This is a genomic window from Streptomyces sp. NPDC055962 (assembly GCF_042270185.1).
Lineage (GTDB): Bacteria > Actinomycetota > Actinomycetes > Streptomycetales > Streptomycetaceae > Streptomyces.
The window spans coordinates 302,374-320,157 of sequence record NZ_JBHJYN010000005.1; the positions used below are offsets into that span (position 1 = coordinate 302,374).

16 protein-coding genes and 5 tRNA genes are annotated in these 17,784 nt (G+C 72.9%); 14 read left to right on the forward strand and 7 right to left on the reverse strand.

The window, feature by feature from the left end:
• The first annotated feature begins 266 nt into the window (after window positions 1-266).
• Both cobA and ACFC51_RS17525 read left to right on the forward strand, forming a co-directional pair.
• A complete protein-coding gene (gene cobA, locus ACFC51_RS17520) occupies window positions 267-1,520 on the forward strand; it encodes a uroporphyrinogen-III C-methyltransferase (protein WP_376372440.1) in 1,254 nt (417 codons plus the stop codon).
• Between the two features lie 115 nt (window positions 1,521-1,635).
• Window positions 1,636-2,460 (forward strand): TrmH family RNA methyltransferase, encoded by an 825-nt coding sequence (locus ACFC51_RS17525; protein ID WP_376372437.1) that lies wholly within the window; start codon window positions 1,636-1,638, stop codon window positions 2,458-2,460.
• A 16-nt stretch (window positions 2,461-2,476) separates the two neighbouring features.
• Here ACFC51_RS17525 and ACFC51_RS17530 read toward each other — a convergent pair whose 3' ends face one another.
• On the reverse strand, window positions 2,477-3,796 hold the full coding sequence (locus tag ACFC51_RS17530; protein ID WP_376529468.1) for a protein kinase: 1,320 nt from the start codon (window positions 3,794-3,796) through the stop codon (window positions 2,477-2,479).
• Between the two features lie 205 nt (window positions 3,797-4,001).
• On the opposite strand from ACFC51_RS17530, the gene ACFC51_RS17535 reads away from it, so the two are divergent.
• The 9 genes from ACFC51_RS17535 (at window position 4,002) to ACFC51_RS17575 (ending at window position 13,595) form a co-directional block, all read left to right on the forward strand.
• Window positions 4,002-4,250 (forward strand): hypothetical protein, encoded by a 249-nt coding sequence (locus tag ACFC51_RS17535; protein ID WP_376529471.1) that lies wholly within the window; start codon window positions 4,002-4,004, stop codon window positions 4,248-4,250.
• Between the two features lie 472 nt (window positions 4,251-4,722).
• The gene (locus ACFC51_RS17540) at window positions 4,723-5,520 is read left to right on the forward strand and encodes an IclR family transcriptional regulator (RefSeq protein ID WP_376372430.1); all 798 of its coding nucleotides are present in this window, start codon (window positions 4,723-4,725) and stop codon (window positions 5,518-5,520) included.
• A gap of 121 nt (window positions 5,521-5,641) precedes the next feature.
• The gene (locus ACFC51_RS17545; protein ID WP_376529473.1) at window positions 5,642-7,315 is read left to right on the forward strand and encodes an OPT/YSL family transporter; all 1,674 of its coding nucleotides are present in this window, start codon (window positions 5,642-5,644) and stop codon (window positions 7,313-7,315) included.
• Between the two features lie 65 nt (window positions 7,316-7,380).
• Window positions 7,381-8,439, forward strand: coding sequence for a hypothetical protein (locus ACFC51_RS17550; protein WP_376372603.1), 1,059 nt, complete (start codon window positions 7,381-7,383; stop codon window positions 8,437-8,439).
• Between the two features lie 111 nt (window positions 8,440-8,550).
• Window positions 8,551-9,852, forward strand: coding sequence for an alpha/beta fold hydrolase (locus ACFC51_RS17555; RefSeq protein WP_376373590.1), 1,302 nt, complete (start codon window positions 8,551-8,553; stop codon window positions 9,850-9,852).
• 238 nt (window positions 9,853-10,090) lie between these two features.
• A complete protein-coding gene (locus tag ACFC51_RS17560) occupies window positions 10,091-10,297 on the forward strand; it encodes a hypothetical protein (RefSeq protein WP_329226794.1) in 207 nt (68 codons plus the stop codon).
• Between the two features lie 502 nt (window positions 10,298-10,799).
• Entirely contained in the window at window positions 10,800-11,762 is a 963-nt protein-coding gene (locus ACFC51_RS17565) for a phosphotransferase (protein WP_376529476.1), read from the forward strand.
• 64 nt (window positions 11,763-11,826) lie between these two features.
• Window positions 11,827-12,111 carry a zf-TFIIB domain-containing protein gene (locus ACFC51_RS17570; protein ID WP_376373584.1) on the forward strand — a complete coding sequence of 95 codons (285 nt, stop codon included), beginning with the start codon at window positions 11,827-11,829 and terminating at the stop codon, window positions 12,109-12,111.
• Between the two features lie 128 nt (window positions 12,112-12,239).
• Window positions 12,240-13,595, forward strand: coding sequence for an OFA family MFS transporter (locus tag ACFC51_RS17575; RefSeq protein WP_376529478.1), 1,356 nt, complete (start codon window positions 12,240-12,242; stop codon window positions 13,593-13,595).
• A 151-nt stretch (window positions 13,596-13,746) separates the two neighbouring features.
• Here ACFC51_RS17575 and ACFC51_RS17580 read toward each other — a convergent pair.
• From ACFC51_RS17580 to ACFC51_RS17600, 5 genes are all read right to left on the reverse strand, one after another.
• Window positions 13,747-13,821, reverse strand: a tRNA-Val gene (locus ACFC51_RS17580).
• A gap of 23 nt (window positions 13,822-13,844) precedes the next feature.
• Window positions 13,845-13,916, reverse strand: a tRNA-Val gene (locus ACFC51_RS17585).
• 19 nt (window positions 13,917-13,935) lie between these two features.
• Window positions 13,936-14,007: transfer RNA gene (locus tag ACFC51_RS17590), tRNA-Val, on the reverse strand.
• Between the two features lies 1 nt (window position 14,008).
• A tRNA-Cys gene (locus ACFC51_RS17595) sits at window positions 14,009-14,082 on the reverse strand.
• A 37-nt stretch (window positions 14,083-14,119) separates the two neighbouring features.
• Window positions 14,120-14,192, reverse strand: a tRNA-Gly gene (locus ACFC51_RS17600).
• Between the two features lie 144 nt (window positions 14,193-14,336).
• Between ACFC51_RS17600 and ACFC51_RS17605 the strand changes: the two genes are divergently transcribed.
• The 3 genes from ACFC51_RS17605 to ACFC51_RS17615 all read left to right on the forward strand — a co-directional run bounded on the left by ACFC51_RS17605 (window position 14,337) and on the right by ACFC51_RS17615 (window position 17,119).
• Window positions 14,337-15,398, forward strand: a complete 1,062-nt coding sequence (locus ACFC51_RS17605) for a chorismate-binding protein (RefSeq protein WP_376529481.1) — start codon at window positions 14,337-14,339, stop codon at window positions 15,396-15,398.
• On the forward strand, window positions 15,395-16,216 hold the full coding sequence (locus ACFC51_RS17610) for an aminotransferase class IV (RefSeq protein ID WP_376529484.1): 822 nt from the start codon (window positions 15,395-15,397) through the stop codon (window positions 16,214-16,216). Before ACFC51_RS17605 ends, ACFC51_RS17610 begins: the two co-directional genes overlap by 4 nt.
• A gap of 66 nt (window positions 16,217-16,282) precedes the next feature.
• Window positions 16,283-17,119 (forward strand): GNAT family N-acetyltransferase, encoded by an 837-nt coding sequence (locus ACFC51_RS17615; protein WP_376529487.1) that lies wholly within the window; start codon window positions 16,283-16,285, stop codon window positions 17,117-17,119.
• Between the two features lie 21 nt (window positions 17,120-17,140).
• Here ACFC51_RS17615 and ACFC51_RS17620 read toward each other — a convergent pair whose 3' ends face one another.
• Window positions 17,141-17,656, reverse strand: a complete 516-nt coding sequence (locus ACFC51_RS17620) for a DsbA family protein (RefSeq protein ID WP_376373570.1) — start codon at window positions 17,654-17,656, stop codon at window positions 17,141-17,143.
• Window positions 17,657-17,784 lie beyond the last annotated feature (128 nt).

Below are 17,784 nucleotides of genomic sequence, written 5' to 3' on the forward strand. Positions count from 1 at the left end.
CCCGGACGCGCCCGACCAGGGCGGGTCCGGGCGCCCGCGGTGCTGCCGGGAACAGCCCGCCCGTCCGGCGCTCCCGGCAGGACCCCCGGGACCTCGCGCAGGCCGATGTGACATGTCCTGGGCAGTCAGTGACCGCCCAGGGCCCCGTCCATGCCACCCCGTATCGTGGTCCCACACGTCACCCCCTCACCCCGCCCACGTCACCGCCGCTCCACCGCCGCAGCGGCCCGCAGCACACCGCACCTGCACGAGGAGCCCGCACGACCATGGCCGAGCATGACGATCACCCTGCCTACCCCGTCGGACTGCGCCTGAACGGGCGCCGCGTCGTCGTCGTCGGCGGCGGCCAGGTCGCGCAGCGCCGGCTGCCCGCCCTCATCGCTGCCGGTGCCGACATCACCCTCGTCTCCCCGTCCGCGACGGCGTCCGTCGAGGCGATGGCGGACACCGGGGAGATCCGCTGGGAGCGCCGCAGGTATCAGGACGGGGACCTCACCGACACCTGGTACGCGCTGATCGCGTCGTCGGACGCCGCCGCCAACGACGCCGCGTCCGCAGAGGCCGAGCGCACCCGCACCTGGTGCGTCCGGAGCGACGACGCCGAGGCGGCCACCGCCTGGACGCCCGCCACCGGACGCAGCGAGGGCATCACGGTCGCCGTCCTCACCACCACCTCGCAGGGCCGGGACCCCCGTCACTCCGCCGCCGTCCGTGACGCGATCGTGGAAGGCCTGCGCGACGGCACCCTCGCCGCCCCGCACCACCGCACCCGCGCCCCCGGCGTCGCGCTGGTGGGCGGCGGCCCCGGCGACCCCGACCTGATCACCGTGCGGGGCCGCAGGCTCCTCGCCGAGGCCGACGTCGTCATCGCCGACCGGCTGGGCCCGCGTGACCTGCTCGACGAACTCCCCCCGCACGTCGAGGTCATAGACGCCGCCAAGATCCCGTACGGCCGGTACATGGCGCAGGAGGCGATCAACCAGGCGCTGATCGACCACGCCAAGGCCGGCAAGTCCGTGGTCCGTCTCAAGGGCGGCGACCCGTTCGTCTTCGGCCGCGGCATGGAGGAGGCGCAGGCACTGGCCGCCGAGGGCATCGCCTGCACGGTCGTCCCCGGGATCTCCAGCTCGATCTCCGTGCCGGGAGCGGCCGGCATCCCCGTCACCCACCGCGGTGTCGCGCACGAGTTCACCGTGGTCAGCGGCCATGTGGCCCCTGACGACCCGCGCTCCCTGGTCGACTGGGGGGCTCTCGCGCGGCTGCGGGGCACCCTGGTCCTGCTGATGGCCGTCGACAAGATCGGCGCCATCGCCCAGGCGCTCATCGCCCACGGCAAGTCCCCCGACACCCCGGTGGCCCTGGTCCAGGAAGGCACCACGGCCGCGCAGCGCAGGGTCGACGCGACCCTCGGGAACGTGGGGGAGCGCGTCGTGGCGGAAGAGGTGCGTCCCCCGGCCGTCATCGTCATCGGCGACGTCGTCGCCGTCGGCACGGACACGGCCCGACCGCTCGAAGGCTGAGCGGCCGGGCACCGCGTCCGCCGGGCAGCACGCTCGTCCGCCGGACACCACGCCCGCCGGGCGGCACGCTCGTCCGCCGGTATCCCCATCCCTCCCGACAAGGCAGTGGCACCACGTGGCTGAACCCCTCATCGTCGACGACCCGGACGACCCGCGTCTGGGCGACTACACCGGCCTGACCGACGTCGAACTCCGGCGCCGCCGGGAGCCCGCCGAGGGCCTCTTCATCGCCGAGGGCGAGAAGGTGATCCGGCGTGCCGCCGACGCCGGGTACGCGATGCGGTCCATGCTGCTCACCGCCAAGTGGACCGACGTCATGCGCGACGTCATCGAAGCGGCCACCGCACCGGTCTACGAGGTGACACCGGCTCTCGCCGAGCAGGTCACCGGCTACCACGTGCACCGCGGGGCACTTGCCTCCATGGAGCGCAAGCCGCTCCCCGACGTCGGTACGCTGCTGGCCCCCGAGCGGGGGAGCGTACGGCGGGTGGCCGTGTTCGAGGACATCGTCGACCACGCGAACGTCGGAGCCGCCTTCCGCAACGCGGCCGCCCTCGGCGTCGACGCCGTGCTGCTCACCCCGCGCTGCGCCGACCCCTTCTACCGCCGGGCGGTCAAGGTCTCGATGGGGTCCGTCTTCCACGTCCCGTGGACCCGTCTGACCTCGTGGCCCGAGGACCTCGCCCTGCTGCGCGACGCCGGGTTCACCACGGCCGCCCTCTGCCTCAGCGACCGGTCGATCACCCTGGACGACCTCGTCGCCCAGCGGCACGAGAAGCTGGCGCTCGTCTTCGGTACGGAGGGCGACGGTCTCACGGCAGGGGCGCTCTCGGCCGCCGACGCCCACGTCCGCATCCCGATGGACGCCGGAGTGGACTCGCTCAACGTCGCCGCGGCCTCCGCCGTCGCCTTCTACGCGACCCGGACCGAGCCCTCCTGACCCGCGGCCGTCCCCGTCACGGCCCGTCCACCGCGGCCGGACGGCCGGCCGCCCCGCCGTACACCGGTGGCGTCGTGTCCCCCAGCCCGCGCGCGGGGCCCTGGCAGCCCTGAGCGGCCGCGATCCCCAGCGCGACCAGCAGCGTCACCACGACGAAGACGACGAGACGCTGACGCAGCAGCCGCGGATTGGCCGGCCGCCGCTTCCCGCCCTTCCCCGCCGAGGTCGTCCGGACGCCGGGCCGGGAGGCCTGTCTGCCGTTCGTCCCGCCGGGCCCGTGCGGCTGCTGCGCCCGCCGCGGGCCGCCGCGGGTGCCCCGCGGCTGCGACCCGCCCGTACGGGGAGCCGCCGGGCGCGACGACGCGGGGCGCCGCCCCGGAGCACGCGGAGACAGCGCGGGCCCTCCCGCCGCCCGCCGGGTGGACTGCTCGGTGTACGGGCCCTCCAGGCGGCCGGTCGGCCGGTCCGTCTCCTGCTCGCTCCGCTGCGCGGGCGGACGGCGCTCCTGCAGCCCCTGTGCCTCGCGCGCGGCGATCTCCTTGAGCCGCATGGAGAGCTGCAGCGTGCTGGGCCGCTCCTCCGGGTCCTTCGCCAGACAGGCCCGTACGAGCGGGGCGAGCGCGTCGTGCACGTCGAACAGATGCGGCTCCTCGTGGACCACGCGGTAGAGCATGACCTCGGAGCTGCCGTGCCCGAAAGGGGAGTCGGCCATCGCCGCGTAGGCCAGGGTGGCGCCCAGCGAGAACACGTCCGTCGCGGGGGTCACCGCCGCGCCGCGCACCTGCTCGGGCGCGAGGAAACCGGGCGAACCGACGGCCGTCCCCACGTGCGTGAGCGTGCTGGCACCGGTCGACCAGGCGATGCCGAAGTCGATGATCCGGGGGCCCTTGGGCGAGAGGAGGATGTTGGACGGCTTCAGGTCACGATGGACGACCCCGGCCTCGTGCACCGCCACCAGACCCTCCGACAGCGCCGCCCCGATCGAGGCCACCTCGGCGGCCGACAGAGGGCCCTCCTCGACGACCTTGTCGTGCAGCGAGGGGCCCGGGACGTACTGTGTCGCGAACCACGGGCGGTCGGCCTCCAGGTCGGCGGCCACCAGCCGGGCCGTGCAGCCGCCGCGGATCCTCCGGGCGGCGGACACCTCACGCGCGAAGCGCGAGCGGAACTCCTGGTCCTCCGCCAGGTCCGGGCGGATCACCTTGAGCGCCACCCGCTGGCCCCTGCGGTCGGAACCCAGGTAGACGACGCCCATGCCACCCGCGCCGAGCCGCCGGTGCAGCCTGAACGAGCCGACGACACGCGGGTCCTCGCGCCGGAGCCGCATCATCGCCATCGTCTGCCCATCCCCGCTGCCGGTCCGCCTGACGAGGCACAGCTTACGTACCCGCGGCGCGGCGCGCTCAGAGGCCGCGCCCTCGCCCGCCCATCGATTGTCAGTGCCCGGTGGGAGAATTGAGGAGTGGTCAGGGAGCCGGGGATCCAGGTTCCGTGGCCCGTGCGAGATCTCAAAGGACCGTCGCAGAAGGGGGATTGGATCAATGAAGGGCGATCGTGTGGAAATAGTCGTGGACGCGGGTGACACGACCAGGACGTACGAAGTGGTGGCCTCACGAGCGGGCCGCCGGGTGGAGACAGCGGTCCGCAGGGGTGTGGTGGAAGTGAGTGAAGTCACCCGAAGTGGATCAGTTGTCCGTACCGCCCGCTTCATGGCGACCAGGGTGCTCGCCCTGGTCGAACAGCCGGTCCCCCGGGAGGACGCCTCCGAGCGCCCCACCGGGACGGCCTGACCGCCTGAACCGCGCCGGGTAGAGCTCCCGGCCCGGCCCCGCCCCACGCCCCCGTCCGCGTACCGACCCGCGTAGCGCCGTGCCGGGCCCGCCGCCGCGCACACGACGCACCGCCTCCGACAAAGCGACGACCCCCGGCCGCCTCCACGGCACCGGGGGTCTTCGCGCTGCCCGGGACCTCGCCCGCCCCGCGCACAGGATGCCCGCCCCCGGCTGCTCCTCACCGTCGGCCCGCTGACCCTGCCCCCCCGGCGCGGCTGATCCCGGTCCGCCCCGCCCCGCCCGGCACGCGGCCCTGTCACCCCGCCGGACGGCACCGGGCGAATCTCCGGAACACCCTTGACACCCGGTCCATGCGCCCGCATCCTTTCGCCAGAAAACGCAACGGCGTTGCGATTTCCGCACCGAGCCAGGTCGTCAGACCGCAGTCCGGCGCACGAACCACCCGTACGGAACGAAGGAGGCCGGGCCCATGGCGGACCACGGCGACGACACCACCCCGGTCGCGGCCGCACCCCAGGCGCCCGGCGTCCTCCAGACCGTGGACCGGGCCCTCGCCGTCCTGCTCACCTTCACCGAGCAGCGTCCCGAGTGGGGTGTCAGCGAACTCGCGCGCCACCACGGCTGGGACAAGGCGGTGGTCCAGAGACTGCTCACCACCCTGACCGCCCGCTCCTTCCTCGTCTGCGACGACACCAGCCGCCGCTACCGCCCCGGGCCCGCCCTGTCCCGGCTCGCCCGGGTCGGCGAACACAGCGGTGTCCTGCCGTCCCTCGCCCGCCCGATACTGGCCCGGCTGCTGCGTGAGACGGGCGAGAGCATCGTGCTGAACGTCCCGCACGGCTCCAGCTACCGCTGCGCCGCCGCCGTCGACGGCACCGGCCCCGTCCGCTACACAGCCATCATCGGAGCGGTCATGCCCGGCCACGCCGGAGCGTCCGGACACACCCTCTTCGCATACCACCCCGAACGCGAGATCCGGCAGATGTTCGGACCGACCGGCCTCGCCCGGTTCAACGACCGCACCATCACGGACCTGGACGCGCTGCTCGCCTGCTACGCCCGGGTCCGCTCCGACGGGCACTGCGTCAGCTACGGCGAGTACGACGAGGCCGTCACCGCCGTCTCGGCCCCGGTCCTCCAGGGCGGAGCCGTCGCGGCCTCCCTCACCGTGATCGGCCCCTCCCACCGTGTGGACCGGGCCGTCGACACCCTCGTACCGCTGACACGCGCCGGGGCAGCGGAGATCACCGCGGCCCTCGGCGGCTGAACCCGCCCCGAACGCCCACCGCTCGACCCCGCGGCGCCCCGCGCCGCCGGTGCGCACAGCCCTGCCCGCGCACCGACGGGGGAGAGCACCTCCCAGCCCTGCTCACCGAAGGGGGTGCCCCGTGGCGCACCACGCCTCCGCCCCGCACCACGAACCGCCGCCGTCCGGATCCCGGTCCCGTCCCACGGACGACGGATCCCACCCCCGGGTCCTCGAACCCGTCCTGCTGGCCGTCCTGGTGGTGCTCGCCGCCGTCGGCGCCGTGATCGGCATCGACCTGGTGTCCAAGCTGGGCATCTCCGCCAACACCTCGGTCGTCGGCGCGCTCGTCGCCATGCTCATCGGCCGCATCCCCCTCGGGTTCCTGCGCCCCATGAGGTCCGTGCACCGGCAGAACCTCGCCCAGAGCGCCATCTCCGCGGCGACCTTCGCCTCGGCGAACGCGCTCCTGACGTCCGTGGCCATCCCCTACGTCTTCGGACGTCAGGACCTGGTCTGGCCCATGCTCGCGGGATCGTTCATCGGCCTGGTCGTGGACGCCTGGGTGCTCTACCGGGCCTTCGGGTCCCGGCTGCTGCCCGCCGACGCCCCCTGGCCGCCCGGGACGGCTGCCGCCGAGACCATCAGGGCCGGCGACCGGGGAGGCCGCCGCGCGCTGATCCTCGCCGGCGGCACCGCCGTCGGCCTCGCGGGAACGCTCCTCAGCCTGCCGCTCTCCGCCGCCGGTGTGGCCTTCCTGGGCAACGTCTGGGCCCTGATGATGTTCGGCATCGGCCTGATGCTGCGGCAGTACAGCCCCGACCTCTTCGGCACCGACCTGGGGGCCGGCTTCATCCCGCACGGCGTCATGGTCGGCGCGGGCATCGTCGCCCTGGGGCAGGCGGTCCACATGCTCGTCGGCCGCCGCGCCCGCAAGAAGCAGGAAGCGGACCGGGAGACGGCCTCCACCCGTGCCGTCACCGACCCGACCGTCGAGTACACCGTCGACGAGCGTGCCCTGCGGCTCGCCCTGGTCCGCGGCTACGCGCTGTTCACCGCGGGCGCCGTCGTGCTCGCCGTGCTCGGCGGGCTCATCGGCGACATGAGCCCGCTCGGGATCGTCGGCTGGGTCCTCTTCGCCGCGTTCGCCGCGCTGGTCCACGAGCTGATCGTCGGACTCGCCGCCATGCAGTCCGGCTGGTTCCCGTCCTTCGCGGTCACCCTGATCTTCCTGATCCTCGGGCTCGCCATGGGCATTCCCTCCGTGCCGCTGGCCCTCCTGATCGGGTACGTCTCCGCCACCGGCCCCGCCTTCGCCGACATGGGCTACGACCTCAAGGCGGGCTGGCTGCTCCGCCGCGACCACCGCCCCTGGGACCCGTACGAGCGCGAGGGCCGCCGCCAGCAGTTCCTGGCCGCCCTCATCGGCTTCGGCGTCGCCCTGGTGGTCGTCGCCGTCGCCTGGCGCTCCTACTTCGGACAGGGCCTCATCCCGCCCGTCGCCAAGGTGTACGCCGACACCATCAAGAGCGGTCTCAGCGACCCCGACGCGGTACGCACCATGCTGCTCTGGGCCATCCCGGGAGCCGTCATCCAGCTGATCGGCGGAACCCGCCGCCAGATGGGCGTCATGCTCGCCACCGGCTTGCTCATCCTCACCCCGCAGGCCTGCTGGCTGGTCCTCGGCGCGCTCGCCGTCCGCGTCGTCTACCGCAGGCTGCGCGGCCCCGCCGCCGACGAGGAACTCAACCTGGTCGGCGCCGGAGTGATCGCGGGCAGCTCGCTCGGAGACTCCGCCCAGATCCTCAAGGCCTGACCCCTCAAGCCACCACCCGCACCACCCCGCACCACCCGCAAGGCAAGGAGAACCCCACCGTGGACATGTACAGCAGGCTCGAACCGCGTTCCGAGTACCTCAGCTTCGAACTGGCCCTGGCCGCACGCAAGCTCGTCGAGGAGGTCATGCTCGTCAAGCGGGGCGAACACGTCGTCCTCACCGGGGACACGAGCAGCGACCGACGGGTGCTCGAAGCCACCGCGCAGGCCGTCGCCGCGGCAGGCGCGCACCCCGTCATCGTCTGGTACGAGACGATGCCCGGCGCCTCCATGGAGCCGCCCCGCCCCGTAGCCGGTGCGATAGCCGACGCGGACGTGTGGATCGAGTTCGCCGTCTCCTACGTCATGCACTCCGACGCCTTCCGCGCCGCCATGGCCAACGGCTGCCGTTACACCAACCTCACCGCCATGGACGTCCAGATGCTGGTCGCCACCGTCGGCCGCCCCGACTTCCAGGGCGTCATCCGCCTCGGCAAGGCCCTCGTCGCGCTCCTGGAGGCCGCCGACGAGGTACGCATCACCTCCGCCAACGGCACCGACCTCGTCGGCCGCAACGGTGACCGCCCGATCAACCTGCGGGGCAAGCCCGCCGAGAAGCCCGGCGAGACGGTCATGCTCTCCGGCCAGATCTCCTGGAACCCGCTGGAGGAGACCCAGGACGGCGTCCTCGTCTTCGACGGCGCCCTGTGGCCGCCGGACGAGATCGGCCTGCTGCGCTCCCCGGTCCGCTGCACCGTCGAGAAGGGCGTCGTCACGAAGATCGAGGGCGGCGCCGACGCCGACACCTTCCGACGCTGGATGGAGTCCTTCGACGACCCGAACATGTTCCGCGTGGCGCACTGGTCCCTCGGCTTCAACCCGGGCGTCCTCGCCCCCACGGGCCGCATCGTGGAGGACGAGCGCGTCTTCGGATGCGTGGAGCTCGGCATCGGCACGAAGGGCGCCTGGATCGGCGGCGAGCCCTGGGTCGCCGCCGCGCACACCGACGGCAGCGTGCTCGGCCCGTCCATCTACCTGGACGGGGTCGCGATCGAGGAGAACGGGCGCTACGTGCACCCCGACCTCGTCGAGATCTGCCGCGACCTCGGCGTCGCCGGCTACTGAGCCCCGGGCGGCGGCGGGCAGGCACCGGAAGCCTGCCCGCCGCTGCTTCTTCCGTCGGGGCGTGCCCCCGTCACGCCCGGCGAGCACCCCCTCCCGCGACAAGGAGCGCCCATGCCCACCTCTTCGCCCGTCACCTACCGCCACGGCGGCCTGGTCTGCACCGACCACACCCTCGACGTGCCGCTCGACCACAGCGACCCCGACGGCCCGGCCATCGGTCTGTTCGCCCGCGAAGTGGTCGCCGAGGGCCGGGAGCACGAGAAACTGCCCCGGCTGCTCTGGCTCCAGGGCGGCCCGGGCGGACGGGCGGAGCGGCCGAACGCGGCAGGCGCCTGGCTCCGCAGTGCGCTCGCCGGCCACCGGGTCGTCCTCATGGACCAGCGCGGCACCGGCCGTTCCACCCCCGCCGACCGGCTCACCCTCGCCCGGTTCGGCACGGACCACGGGGCGGTCGCCGCCCATCTCGGCCATTTCCGGGCCGACTCGATCGTCCGTGACGCCGAACTCCTGCGCCGGTACCTCCAGGACGAACAGCCGTGGAGCGTCCTCGGGCAGAGCTTCGGCGGTTTCGCCACCCTCACCTACCTCGGCCTCGCGCCCGAAGGGCTGACCCAGGCCTACATCACCGGTGGTCTGCCGACACTGACCGGCCACGCCGACGACGTGTACCGGGCGGCCTACGCCCGCACGCTCGCCCACAACGAGCGCTACTTCGCCCGCTATCCGGCCGACCAGCCGATCGCCGACGCCGTCGCCGCCCACCTGGACGCGCACGACGTGCGCATGCCGACCGGTGAACGCCTCACCGTGCGCCGCTTCCAGACGCTCGGCATCACCTTCGGCACATCGGCGAAGTTCGACTCGCTCCACTACCTCCTGGAGACCGCGTTCACCGACGGAGCCCGGGGGCCCGAGCTCACCGACACGTTCCTGCGGGGCGTGGACGCCGCCGTGTCCTTCGCCGAACGCCCCCTCTACGCGGCACTCCACGAGCCCATCTACGCCCAGGGGCCCCGCCCCACCGCCTGGTCGGCGCACCGTGTCCGCGAGGAGTTCCCCGCCTTCGACGCCAGGCCGGGCGGCCCGGTCCGCTTCACCGGCGAGATGGTGTACCCCTGGCAGTTCGAGGAGGACCCGGCCCTCGTCCCGCTGCGAGGAGCCGCGGAAGCCCTTGCCGCGCGCACGGACTGGCCGGCCCTCTACGACCTCTCGCGGCTCGCGGCCAACGAGGTCCCCGTCGTGGCCGCCGTCTACGACGCCGACATGTACGTCGACCGCGAGCAGTCCCTCGCCACCGCCGGGGCGGTCCGGGGGCTGCGCGCCTGGGTCACCCCCGATCACGCCCACGACGGTGTCCGTGCCGACCCGGCCGTCTTCGACCGGCTGCTCGCCATGGCCGAGGGGGAGGTCTGACCGGAGACGGTTCCTGAGGGGCGCCCCTTAGGTGCCGGGTGCCGCATCCGGCACCTGTTCTCCACCCAGGGGAGTACGCCGGAGGGGCCCGGCTCATCCTCCGGGAGGCCCGGTATTCGGTACGCGGGCATGACGCCGGGTGGTTCCCGTCTCCCTAGTGTTGAGGTCAAGCGGCGGGCGTGGAACTCGTCCCCCGAGGCCAGACGCCCGCCGCTCCGGAACAGTCAGGAGAGGAACCATGGCGGACACGGCGACGCGGACCATGATCCGCACGCGGGAGCGCAAGGCGTACGCCTCGTTCGGCGTACGTCCGTCCGGCACGCGGCACCCGCTGGTGGCGACTGCCATGGTTCTTCCTCTGGCGGCCCTGCTGGTCGTCGTCTTCGGCGGCTGGGACGCAGTGGTCACACAGGCGTCGTCCGTGGGCGTGATGCTGGGGCGCTGAGCGGCGCCCCGGGTCCGGAAGAGCGGTCCGGACCGGGACATCCGGCCAACAGCCCCGTGGGGACGGGGGTGCGGCGGACGGCAGCGTTTGTCCGGCCAGCTGGGGAGCTGGCCGGACATCGCGCTGTCCGGACCCTTTTCGAAGTCCTTCACACGGCCGCCGCCCGGTTCCGTCCCGTGGGTCCACCCGGACCGTGCCGCGCCGGCCGTACGGACCAAGCGCGCGCCCACCCGGCCGTCCCGGCGCGCCCACCCGGCCGTCCCGGGGCGTGCACCTGGCTCTCCACCCCGGCCGTCCCGGGGCGTCCACCTGGCCCTCCACCCCGGCCCTCCCGGCGCGTCCACCCCGGCCCCTCCCGCGCGGCCACCCCGCCGCGCGGCGCGTCCACCCGCCGGACCGGCCGTGACCGGCCGCCTGCCGGGCCGGGGGGGAGCGGCCGCGTACGATCACGGCCGGGGCCCGCCGCGGGGGCCGGCCCATCACCGCAGCGGGAGCCGAGCCGATGACCACCACCCCTGTCGTTCGCGCGCTCGGCGACCTCGCGCACGGCAGGGTCCACGCGGGCGCGGCGGTCTGCGTGTGCGCCCCGCCCCAGGTGCTCGCGGACCGGCCCGACGGCACCGTGGTGCGCAGCGGCCACGTCGTGGCCAAGGCCCACGCCCCCGACACCGAGACCCCCGCCCTCGCGGCCCGTCTCTCCCTGGCCGCGTCCCCCCGCCTGGAGGGCATCCTGCTCCAGCCGCTCCCCACCGCCGACGGGGCGCCCGCGGGCGCCTGTGGCCGCACCGTGAGCCTCTGGCCGTACGGTGCGCCCGTGGACCCGTCGGACCCTGGCGCCGCCCCCTGGGAGGAGGCCGCCGTCCTCCTCGCCCGGCTGCACCGCACCCCGCCCCCGCATCCCCTCCCGCCGATGCGGGGACCGGTCAAGGCCGTACGGGCCGTCGCGCGGATGCGTGCCGCCCGCCCGGACGACCCGGCCGTCGCTCCCGTGCTGGCCGCGTGGCAGGGCCTGCCGGGCTGGGCCCGCGGCGAGGACCCGATGCCGGGGCACCGCGACGGTTACGTCTGCCACGGCGACCTCCACCTCGGCCAGCTCGTCCGGCACCCCGCGCCGCACGGACCCTGGCTGCTGATCGACATCGACGACGCGGGCCTGGGCGACCCCGCCTGGGACCTCGCACGACCCGCCGCCTGGTACGCGGCAGGGCTGTTGCCGCCCGAGATCTGGCTGCGCTTCCTCGGCGCCTACCGGGCGGCCGGCGGCCCGGCCGTGCGGGCCGAGGGGGATCCCTGGCCCGAGCTGGACACCGTGGCACGGGCGCTCACCGTGCAGACGGCCGCCCTCGCCCTGGCCAAGTCCGTGGCGGAGGAGCGCAGTCCGGATGAGGTGGAACAGTTGATGATCGACGCATGTGCCCGAATTGCGTCCCTCCCGCCCGAGTTGGTGTCCGAACCGGCGTCGTAGGGTGAAGCGATCGCCGCCGGGCATGCATTCCGGCGACGTCGTCACGACCTGAGGAGCCGACCCGATGATCCAGTGCCCCAAGTGTCACGCCCAGATGCACACGTACAACCGCAACGGCGTCCAGATCGAGCAGTGCAGCGGATGCCGGGGGATATTCCTCGACTACGGCGAGCTGGAGTCCCTGACGCGCCTGGAGTCGCAGTGGGCCCAGCAGGCGCCGCCCCCGCCGCCCGCCCCGCAGGCCTACCCCGCCGCGCCGGCCCCCGCCTGGGGAGCGCCGCACCAGGGTGGCCACTACGGCGGCCACCACCGTCAGAAGAGCTTCGGCCGGATGCTGTTCAGCTCCTGACCGCTCCTCCGGACGGCAGCAGCCGCAGGGCGGGTCCGGGCCGATGCCCGGACCCGCATTGCATACGGTCGACGGAGATGCGTTCATGATCTAGTCATGGCCATGGCTGATGCCTACAGTGCGGACCCATGAACTTCCTCGACAGGTCCCGAACTGTCGCGCCCCCGGGGTGGAGCCGCTGGCTCGTGCCGCCCGCCGCGCTGGCCGTGCACCTCTCCATCGGACAGGCCTACGCCTGGAGCGTCTTCAAGCTCCCGCTCGAATCCGCCCTCGGCCTCTCGGGCACCGCCAGTGCGCTCCCGTTCCAGCTGGGCATCGTCATGCTCGGCCTCTCCGCCGCCTTCGGCGGCACCCTCGTCGAACGCAACGGCCCCCGCTGGGCCATGTTCGTCTCCCTCGTCTGCTTCTCGTCCGGCTTCCTCGTCGCCGCGCTCGGCGCCGCCTCCGGCCAGTACTGGCTCGTGGTCCTCGGCTACGGGTTCATCGGTGGCATAGGGCTCGGCATCGGCTACATCTCGCCGGTCTCCACGCTCATCAAGTGGTTCCCCGACCGCCCCGGCATGGCGACCGGCATCGCCATCATGGGGTTCGGCGGCGGCGCCCTCATCGCCTCGCCCTGGTCCACCGGGATGCTGGAGAGCTTCGGCACGGACCGATCCGGCATCGCCACCGCCTTCCTCGTCCACGGCGTCGTCTACGCGGCCTTCATGGCGCTCGGCGTCTTCCTGGTGAGGGTGCCGCCGGAGGGGTGGCTCCCCGACGGCTGGGAACCGAAGCAGGAGACCCGGAGGCTCGTCACCAACGCCCAGGTCTCCGCCCGCAACGCCCTGCGTACCCCGCAGTTCTGGTGCCTGTGGGTGGTCCTCTGCATGAACGTCACCGCGGGCATCGGCATCCTCGAGAAGGCCGTCCCCATGATCCAGGACTTCTTCGCGGACACCTCCACCCCGGTCTCGGTCTCCGCGGCGGCCGGCTTCGTCGCCCTGCTCTCGCTCGCCAACATGGGCGGCCGTCTCCTGTGGTCCTCCACGTCGGACCTGATCGGCCGCAAGAACATGTACCGGATCTACCTCGGCGTCGGCGCGCTCATGTACGTGGTCATCGCACAGCTGGGCAACGACTCCAAGCCGCTCTTCATCTGCTGCGCCCTCGTGATCCTGTCCTTCTACGGCGGCGGCTTCGCGACGGCTCCCGCCTATCTGCGCGACCTCTTCGGCACGTACCAGGTGGGAGCGATCCACGGCCGGCTGCTCACCGCCTGGTCCACGGCCGGGGTGCTCGGCCCGCTCATCGTCAACCGGGTCGCGGACGCGGGGGAGCGTGCCGGTCACAGCGGCCCCAGCCTCTACACGACCTCGTTGACGATCATGATCGGACTGCTGGTCGTCGGCTTCGTCGCCAACGAGTGCATACGCCCCGTCCACGCACGTTTCCACGAGGCACAGCCGCAGGAAGGGAGCCCCCGTGTCCACCAGGAGTCGTAAGCCGCTCATGGCGTTCGTCTGGCTCTGGGTCGCCGTGCCGTTCGGCTACGGGCTGTACGAGCTCGTCCGCAAGGCCACCCAGCTCTTCACCGGCTGACCCGCACCGCCCACGACGAAGCCCCCGGTCGTCGAGACGACCGGGGGCTTCGGCTGGTGCGCGATACTGGGATTGAACCAGTGACCTCTTCCGTGTCAGGGAAGCGCTCTCCCGCTGAGCTAATCGCGCAGGGTGACCCTGCGTGTACTGCGTGCGCGATACTGGGATTGAACCAGTGACCTCTTCCGTGTCAGGGAAGCGCTCTCCCGCTGAGCTAATCGCGCGGGGATCCTTGCGGATCGGTGGACGATACTGGGATTGAACCAGTGACCCCTTCCGTGTCAGGGAAGCGCTCTCCCGCTGAGCTAATCGTCCTTGGAGGTGGAGACGGGATTTGAACCCGTGTAGACGGCTTTGCAGGCCGTTGCCTCGCCTCTCGGCCACTCCACCAGGGGTGGGGGTTCGGGAAGATCCCCCACCTTCTGCGAGCGGACGACCAGGTTCGAACTGGCGACCTCAACCTTGGCAAGGTTGCGCTCTACCAACTGAGCTACGTCCGCTTGTCTTTCCCGTTCCGCTTGCGCGTCCCGGCGACGTGTTGAACTCTAGCGGATTCCCGGGCCAGCACAAAAACGCGTTTGCGCAGCGTGCTGCGCCACCGCCGCCCGCCGCAGGTCATCGCGTGCCGCCCTAGACTCGGTCACGTGCCCGACCTCACCCCCCTCGCCCGCTTCGGCGGCCTCGTGGCCTCCGGGCTGCGGGACGTCACCAGTGACCCGGCGGCCCTTGAATCGTCCGGTTTCTGGGCGGTATCCGCTGATTTCGAGGGCGCTCTGGTCTGCGCCCGCTTCGACTCGGTCCGGTCCGAGGAGGTGCCCCTCCCCGTGCCCGGAGCCTGGCGGGGGCCGGCGGCGGAGGAGTGGACGTCCTCACTCGACGAGGTCGCCTACACGGCCGGAGTGCGTCGGATCCGTGAACACATCGCGGCCGGTGAGGTCTACCAGGCCAACCTCTGCCGGGTCCTCTCCGCGCCCCTGCCCGACCCCCGGGCGGACGTGGACGCCCTCACCGCCCTGCTCGCCCGGGGCAACCCCGCCCCCTACGCGGGAACGCTCCGGCTCCCGGAGCACGGCGTGGAGATCGCCACCGCGTCCCCCGAGCTCTTCCTCGCGCGTGACGGGCGGACCGTCGAATCCGGTCCGATCAAGGGCACCGGGCGCACCGAGGACGATCTGCTGGAGAAGGACCACGCGGAGAACGTGATGATCGTGGACCTCGTCCGCAACGACGTGGGCCGGGTCTGCGTGCCGGGCAGCGTGAGCGTCCCCGACCTCTGCGCGGTGGAGAAGCATCCCGGGCTGGTCCACCTCGTCTCCACCGTGCGCGGGCGGCTCGCCGACGACGCGGGATGGCCCGAGCTGTTCACCGCGGCGTTCCCGCCCGGATCCGTCACGGGCGCGCCCAAGTCCAGCGCGCTGCGGATCATCGAGGCCCTGGAGACGGCCCCCCGGGGTCCGTACTGCGGAGCGGTCGGCTGGGTGGACGCCGACCGGGGGACCGCGGAGCTGGCCGTCGGCATACGGACCTTCTGGATCGACCGGACCGGGCCGTCCCCCCTTCTCCGCTTCGGTACGGGGGCGGGCATCACCTGGGGGTCGGACCCGGCGCGGGAATGGGCGGAGACCGAGCTCAAGGCGTCGAGACTGCTGGCTGTAGCGTCAGGCGCCCACGGGGAACACGGGACGACAGGAAGGACCGCGTCATGAGGATCTGGGTCAACGGCGGACTGCACGACGCCGATGACGCCCGGCTGTCCGTCCTCGACCACGGGCTGACCGTGGGGGACGGCATCTTCGAGACGGTCCGGGTCGCCGGCGGCCGGCCGTTCGCCCTCACCCGGCACCTCGACCGGATGACGCGTTCGGCCAGGGGGCTGGGCCTGGCCGACCCGGACCACGACGAGGTCCGCCGTGCGGTCGCCGCCGTCGTCGAGGGCAATCCCATGGAGCTCGGCCGGCTCCGCATCACCTACACCGGAGGCCTCTCGCCGCTCGGCTCCGACCGCGGCGACGCGGGCCCGACCCTGGTCGTCGCGATGGGGGAGACCTCGCGCCGCCCCGACAGCACCGCCGTGGTCACCGTCCCCTGGACGCGCAACGAGCGCGGCGCGGTGACGGGGCTGAAGACCACCTCGTACGCCGAGAACGTCATCGCTCTCGCGCGCGCCCATGAGCAGGGCGCCTCGGAGGCGCTCTTCCCCAACACGGTCGGGCACCTCTGCGAGGGCACCGGCTCCAACGTCTTCGTCGTCCTCGACGGCCGGATCCACACCCCGCCGATCGCCTCGGGCTGCCTCGCGGGGATCACCCGCGCCCTCACCGTGGAGTGGACCGGTGCGCAGGAGACGGATCTCCCGCTGGACGTGCTCGAACACGCCGACGAGATCTTCCTGACCTCCACGCTCCGGGACGTCCAGGCGGTCCACCGGGTCGACGGGCGCGCGCTCGCGGACGCTCCCGGGCCCGTGACGGCCAAGGCCATGCGTGTCTTCGACGAGCGCGCGGCGGACGACCTCGATCCGTGACCGGACCTGTGAGCCGGAATCCGTAAAGGGGATGACGGCCGGCCTTCCAGCGGATAGAACACCCTGATGACCACGACCATCCGGCCGGCCGGGCCGGTCCAGCACAGCGCCGACGGCGCACGGGAACGCACGTACGACGTGTGGGACAACGGGCGGCCCGTCGGGGCCGTCTCCGTCTCCACCGACCCGGCGTTCGGCCCCTCGGCGGGCATACTCCACTCGCTCGGCATCGAGGAGGCCCACCGCAGGCGCGGCCGCGGGACCATCGCCGCGCTCGCCGCCGAGGAGGTGCTGCGCGGCTGGGGCTGCACCCAGGTCCGCCTGGTGGCCCCGGTGGACAACGACGCGGCCCGGTCCCTGGCGGCCGTCCTCGGCTACACCGAACGCAGCCGCAACATGGTGAAGACCCTGCGGAGGACCGCGCCCGCACTGCCGTCCGGAGTCACGGGGCGTCCGATGACGGAGCAGGAGTACGCCGCGTGGGCGGCCACCAGCGTCGGGACGTACGCGCGGGAATGGATGGAGCGCGGCGTTCCGGAGGAGCAGGCGCGGCGCAAGTCCGAGAACGACCATGCCGTGAACCTGCCGGACGGCCTCGCCACCCCTGGCATGTACTTCCACGTCCTCGTCCACGGCGGGGCCGTCGTCGGCTATGTGTGGGTGGCCCGGCGCGAGAGGGCTGACGGCGACGACCTCGGTTACGTGTTCGACGTCGAGGTGCGCGAGGAGCACCGGGGGCACGGCTACGGCCGGGCGCTGATGCACCTTGCGGAGGACGTCACCCTCGACGCGGGTCTCGGCGTGCTCGGCCTGCATGTCTTCACGACCAACACGCCCGCGCTGAGACTGTACGAGTCGCTCGGCTACGAGGTCACGCAGTACAACCTGGCCAAGGCGCTGTAGCCGGCCACCCGGGGCCGGGGGTCAGCCCTGGCCGGCGAGCAGGCGGTCGGCGATCTCCTCGATGCGCGCGCGCAGCCCGTCCTGGCTCTTCCCGCCGTCCAGCCGCTCGTCGCCGATGACGTAGGTCGGCGTCCCGGTCACGCCGATCGCCTTGCCCTCGGCCTGGTCCGCGTCCACGATCAGCATGTGCCGGCCGTCGATGAGAGCCGTGTCGAACTCCTCGGCGTCCAGGCCCAGTTCACCCGCCACCTCGATCAGCAGCGGCTCGCCCGTGCGGGCGAGGTCGGCGGTGCGGGCCAGGACGGCCTCGATGTACGGCCAGCCCTTGCCCTGGACGAGGGCCTCCTCGGCGGCCTGCGCCGCGGCGAAGGCGTGCTTGTGCTTGTCGAGCGGGAAGTGGCGCAGCCGTACCTCCAGCCGGTCGCCGTAGCGGTCGCGCAGGGCGTGGACGTCGGACAGTGCCCGGTGGCAGTCGGGGCACTCGAGCTCGCACCAGAGGTCGAGGACGACCGGCGCCGAGGAGGGGGAATCGCTCATGCGGCCAGTCTTCCAGGCGGGACCTGCGCGTCCCAATCGGGACCTGGGGAGGACGCCGGCCCTGAAATGTCCCTGATGTGGTCCCGGACCGTGGCCCCGGCGAGGGTGACCGGTGCAGGATGGAAGGG

Coding starts and splice junctions, on each gene's coding strand:
- cobA (WP_376372440.1), top strand. CDS start 267: ATGGCCGAGCATGACGATCACCCTGCCTACCCCGTCGGACTGCGCCTG.
- ACFC51_RS17530 (WP_376529468.1), bottom strand. CDS start 3,796: ATGGCGATGATGCGGCTCCGGCGCGAGGACCCGCGTGTCGTCGGCTCG.
- ACFC51_RS17535 (WP_376529471.1), top strand. CDS start 4,002: ATGAAGGGCGATCGTGTGGAAATAGTCGTGGACGCGGGTGACACGACC.
- ACFC51_RS17540 (WP_376372430.1), top strand. CDS start 4,723: ATGGCGGACCACGGCGACGACACCACCCCGGTCGCGGCCGCACCCCAG.
- ACFC51_RS17550 (WP_376372603.1), top strand. CDS start 7,381: ATGTACAGCAGGCTCGAACCGCGTTCCGAGTACCTCAGCTTCGAACTG.
- ACFC51_RS17555 (WP_376373590.1), top strand. CDS start 8,551: ATGCCCACCTCTTCGCCCGTCACCTACCGCCACGGCGGCCTGGTCTGC.
- ACFC51_RS17560 (WP_329226794.1), top strand. CDS start 10,091: ATGGCGGACACGGCGACGCGGACCATGATCCGCACGCGGGAGCGCAAG.
- ACFC51_RS17565 (WP_376529476.1), top strand. CDS start 10,800: ATGACCACCACCCCTGTCGTTCGCGCGCTCGGCGACCTCGCGCACGGC.
- ACFC51_RS17570 (WP_376373584.1), top strand. CDS start 11,827: ATGATCCAGTGCCCCAAGTGTCACGCCCAGATGCACACGTACAACCGC.
- ACFC51_RS17575 (WP_376529478.1), top strand. CDS start 12,240: ATGAACTTCCTCGACAGGTCCCGAACTGTCGCGCCCCCGGGGTGGAGC.
- ACFC51_RS17610 (WP_376529484.1), top strand. CDS start 15,395: ATGAGGATCTGGGTCAACGGCGGACTGCACGACGCCGATGACGCCCGG.
- ACFC51_RS17615 (WP_376529487.1), top strand. CDS start 16,283: ATGACCACGACCATCCGGCCGGCCGGGCCGGTCCAGCACAGCGCCGAC.
- ACFC51_RS17620 (WP_376373570.1), bottom strand. CDS start 17,656: ATGAGCGATTCCCCCTCCTCGGCGCCGGTCGTCCTCGACCTCTGGTGC.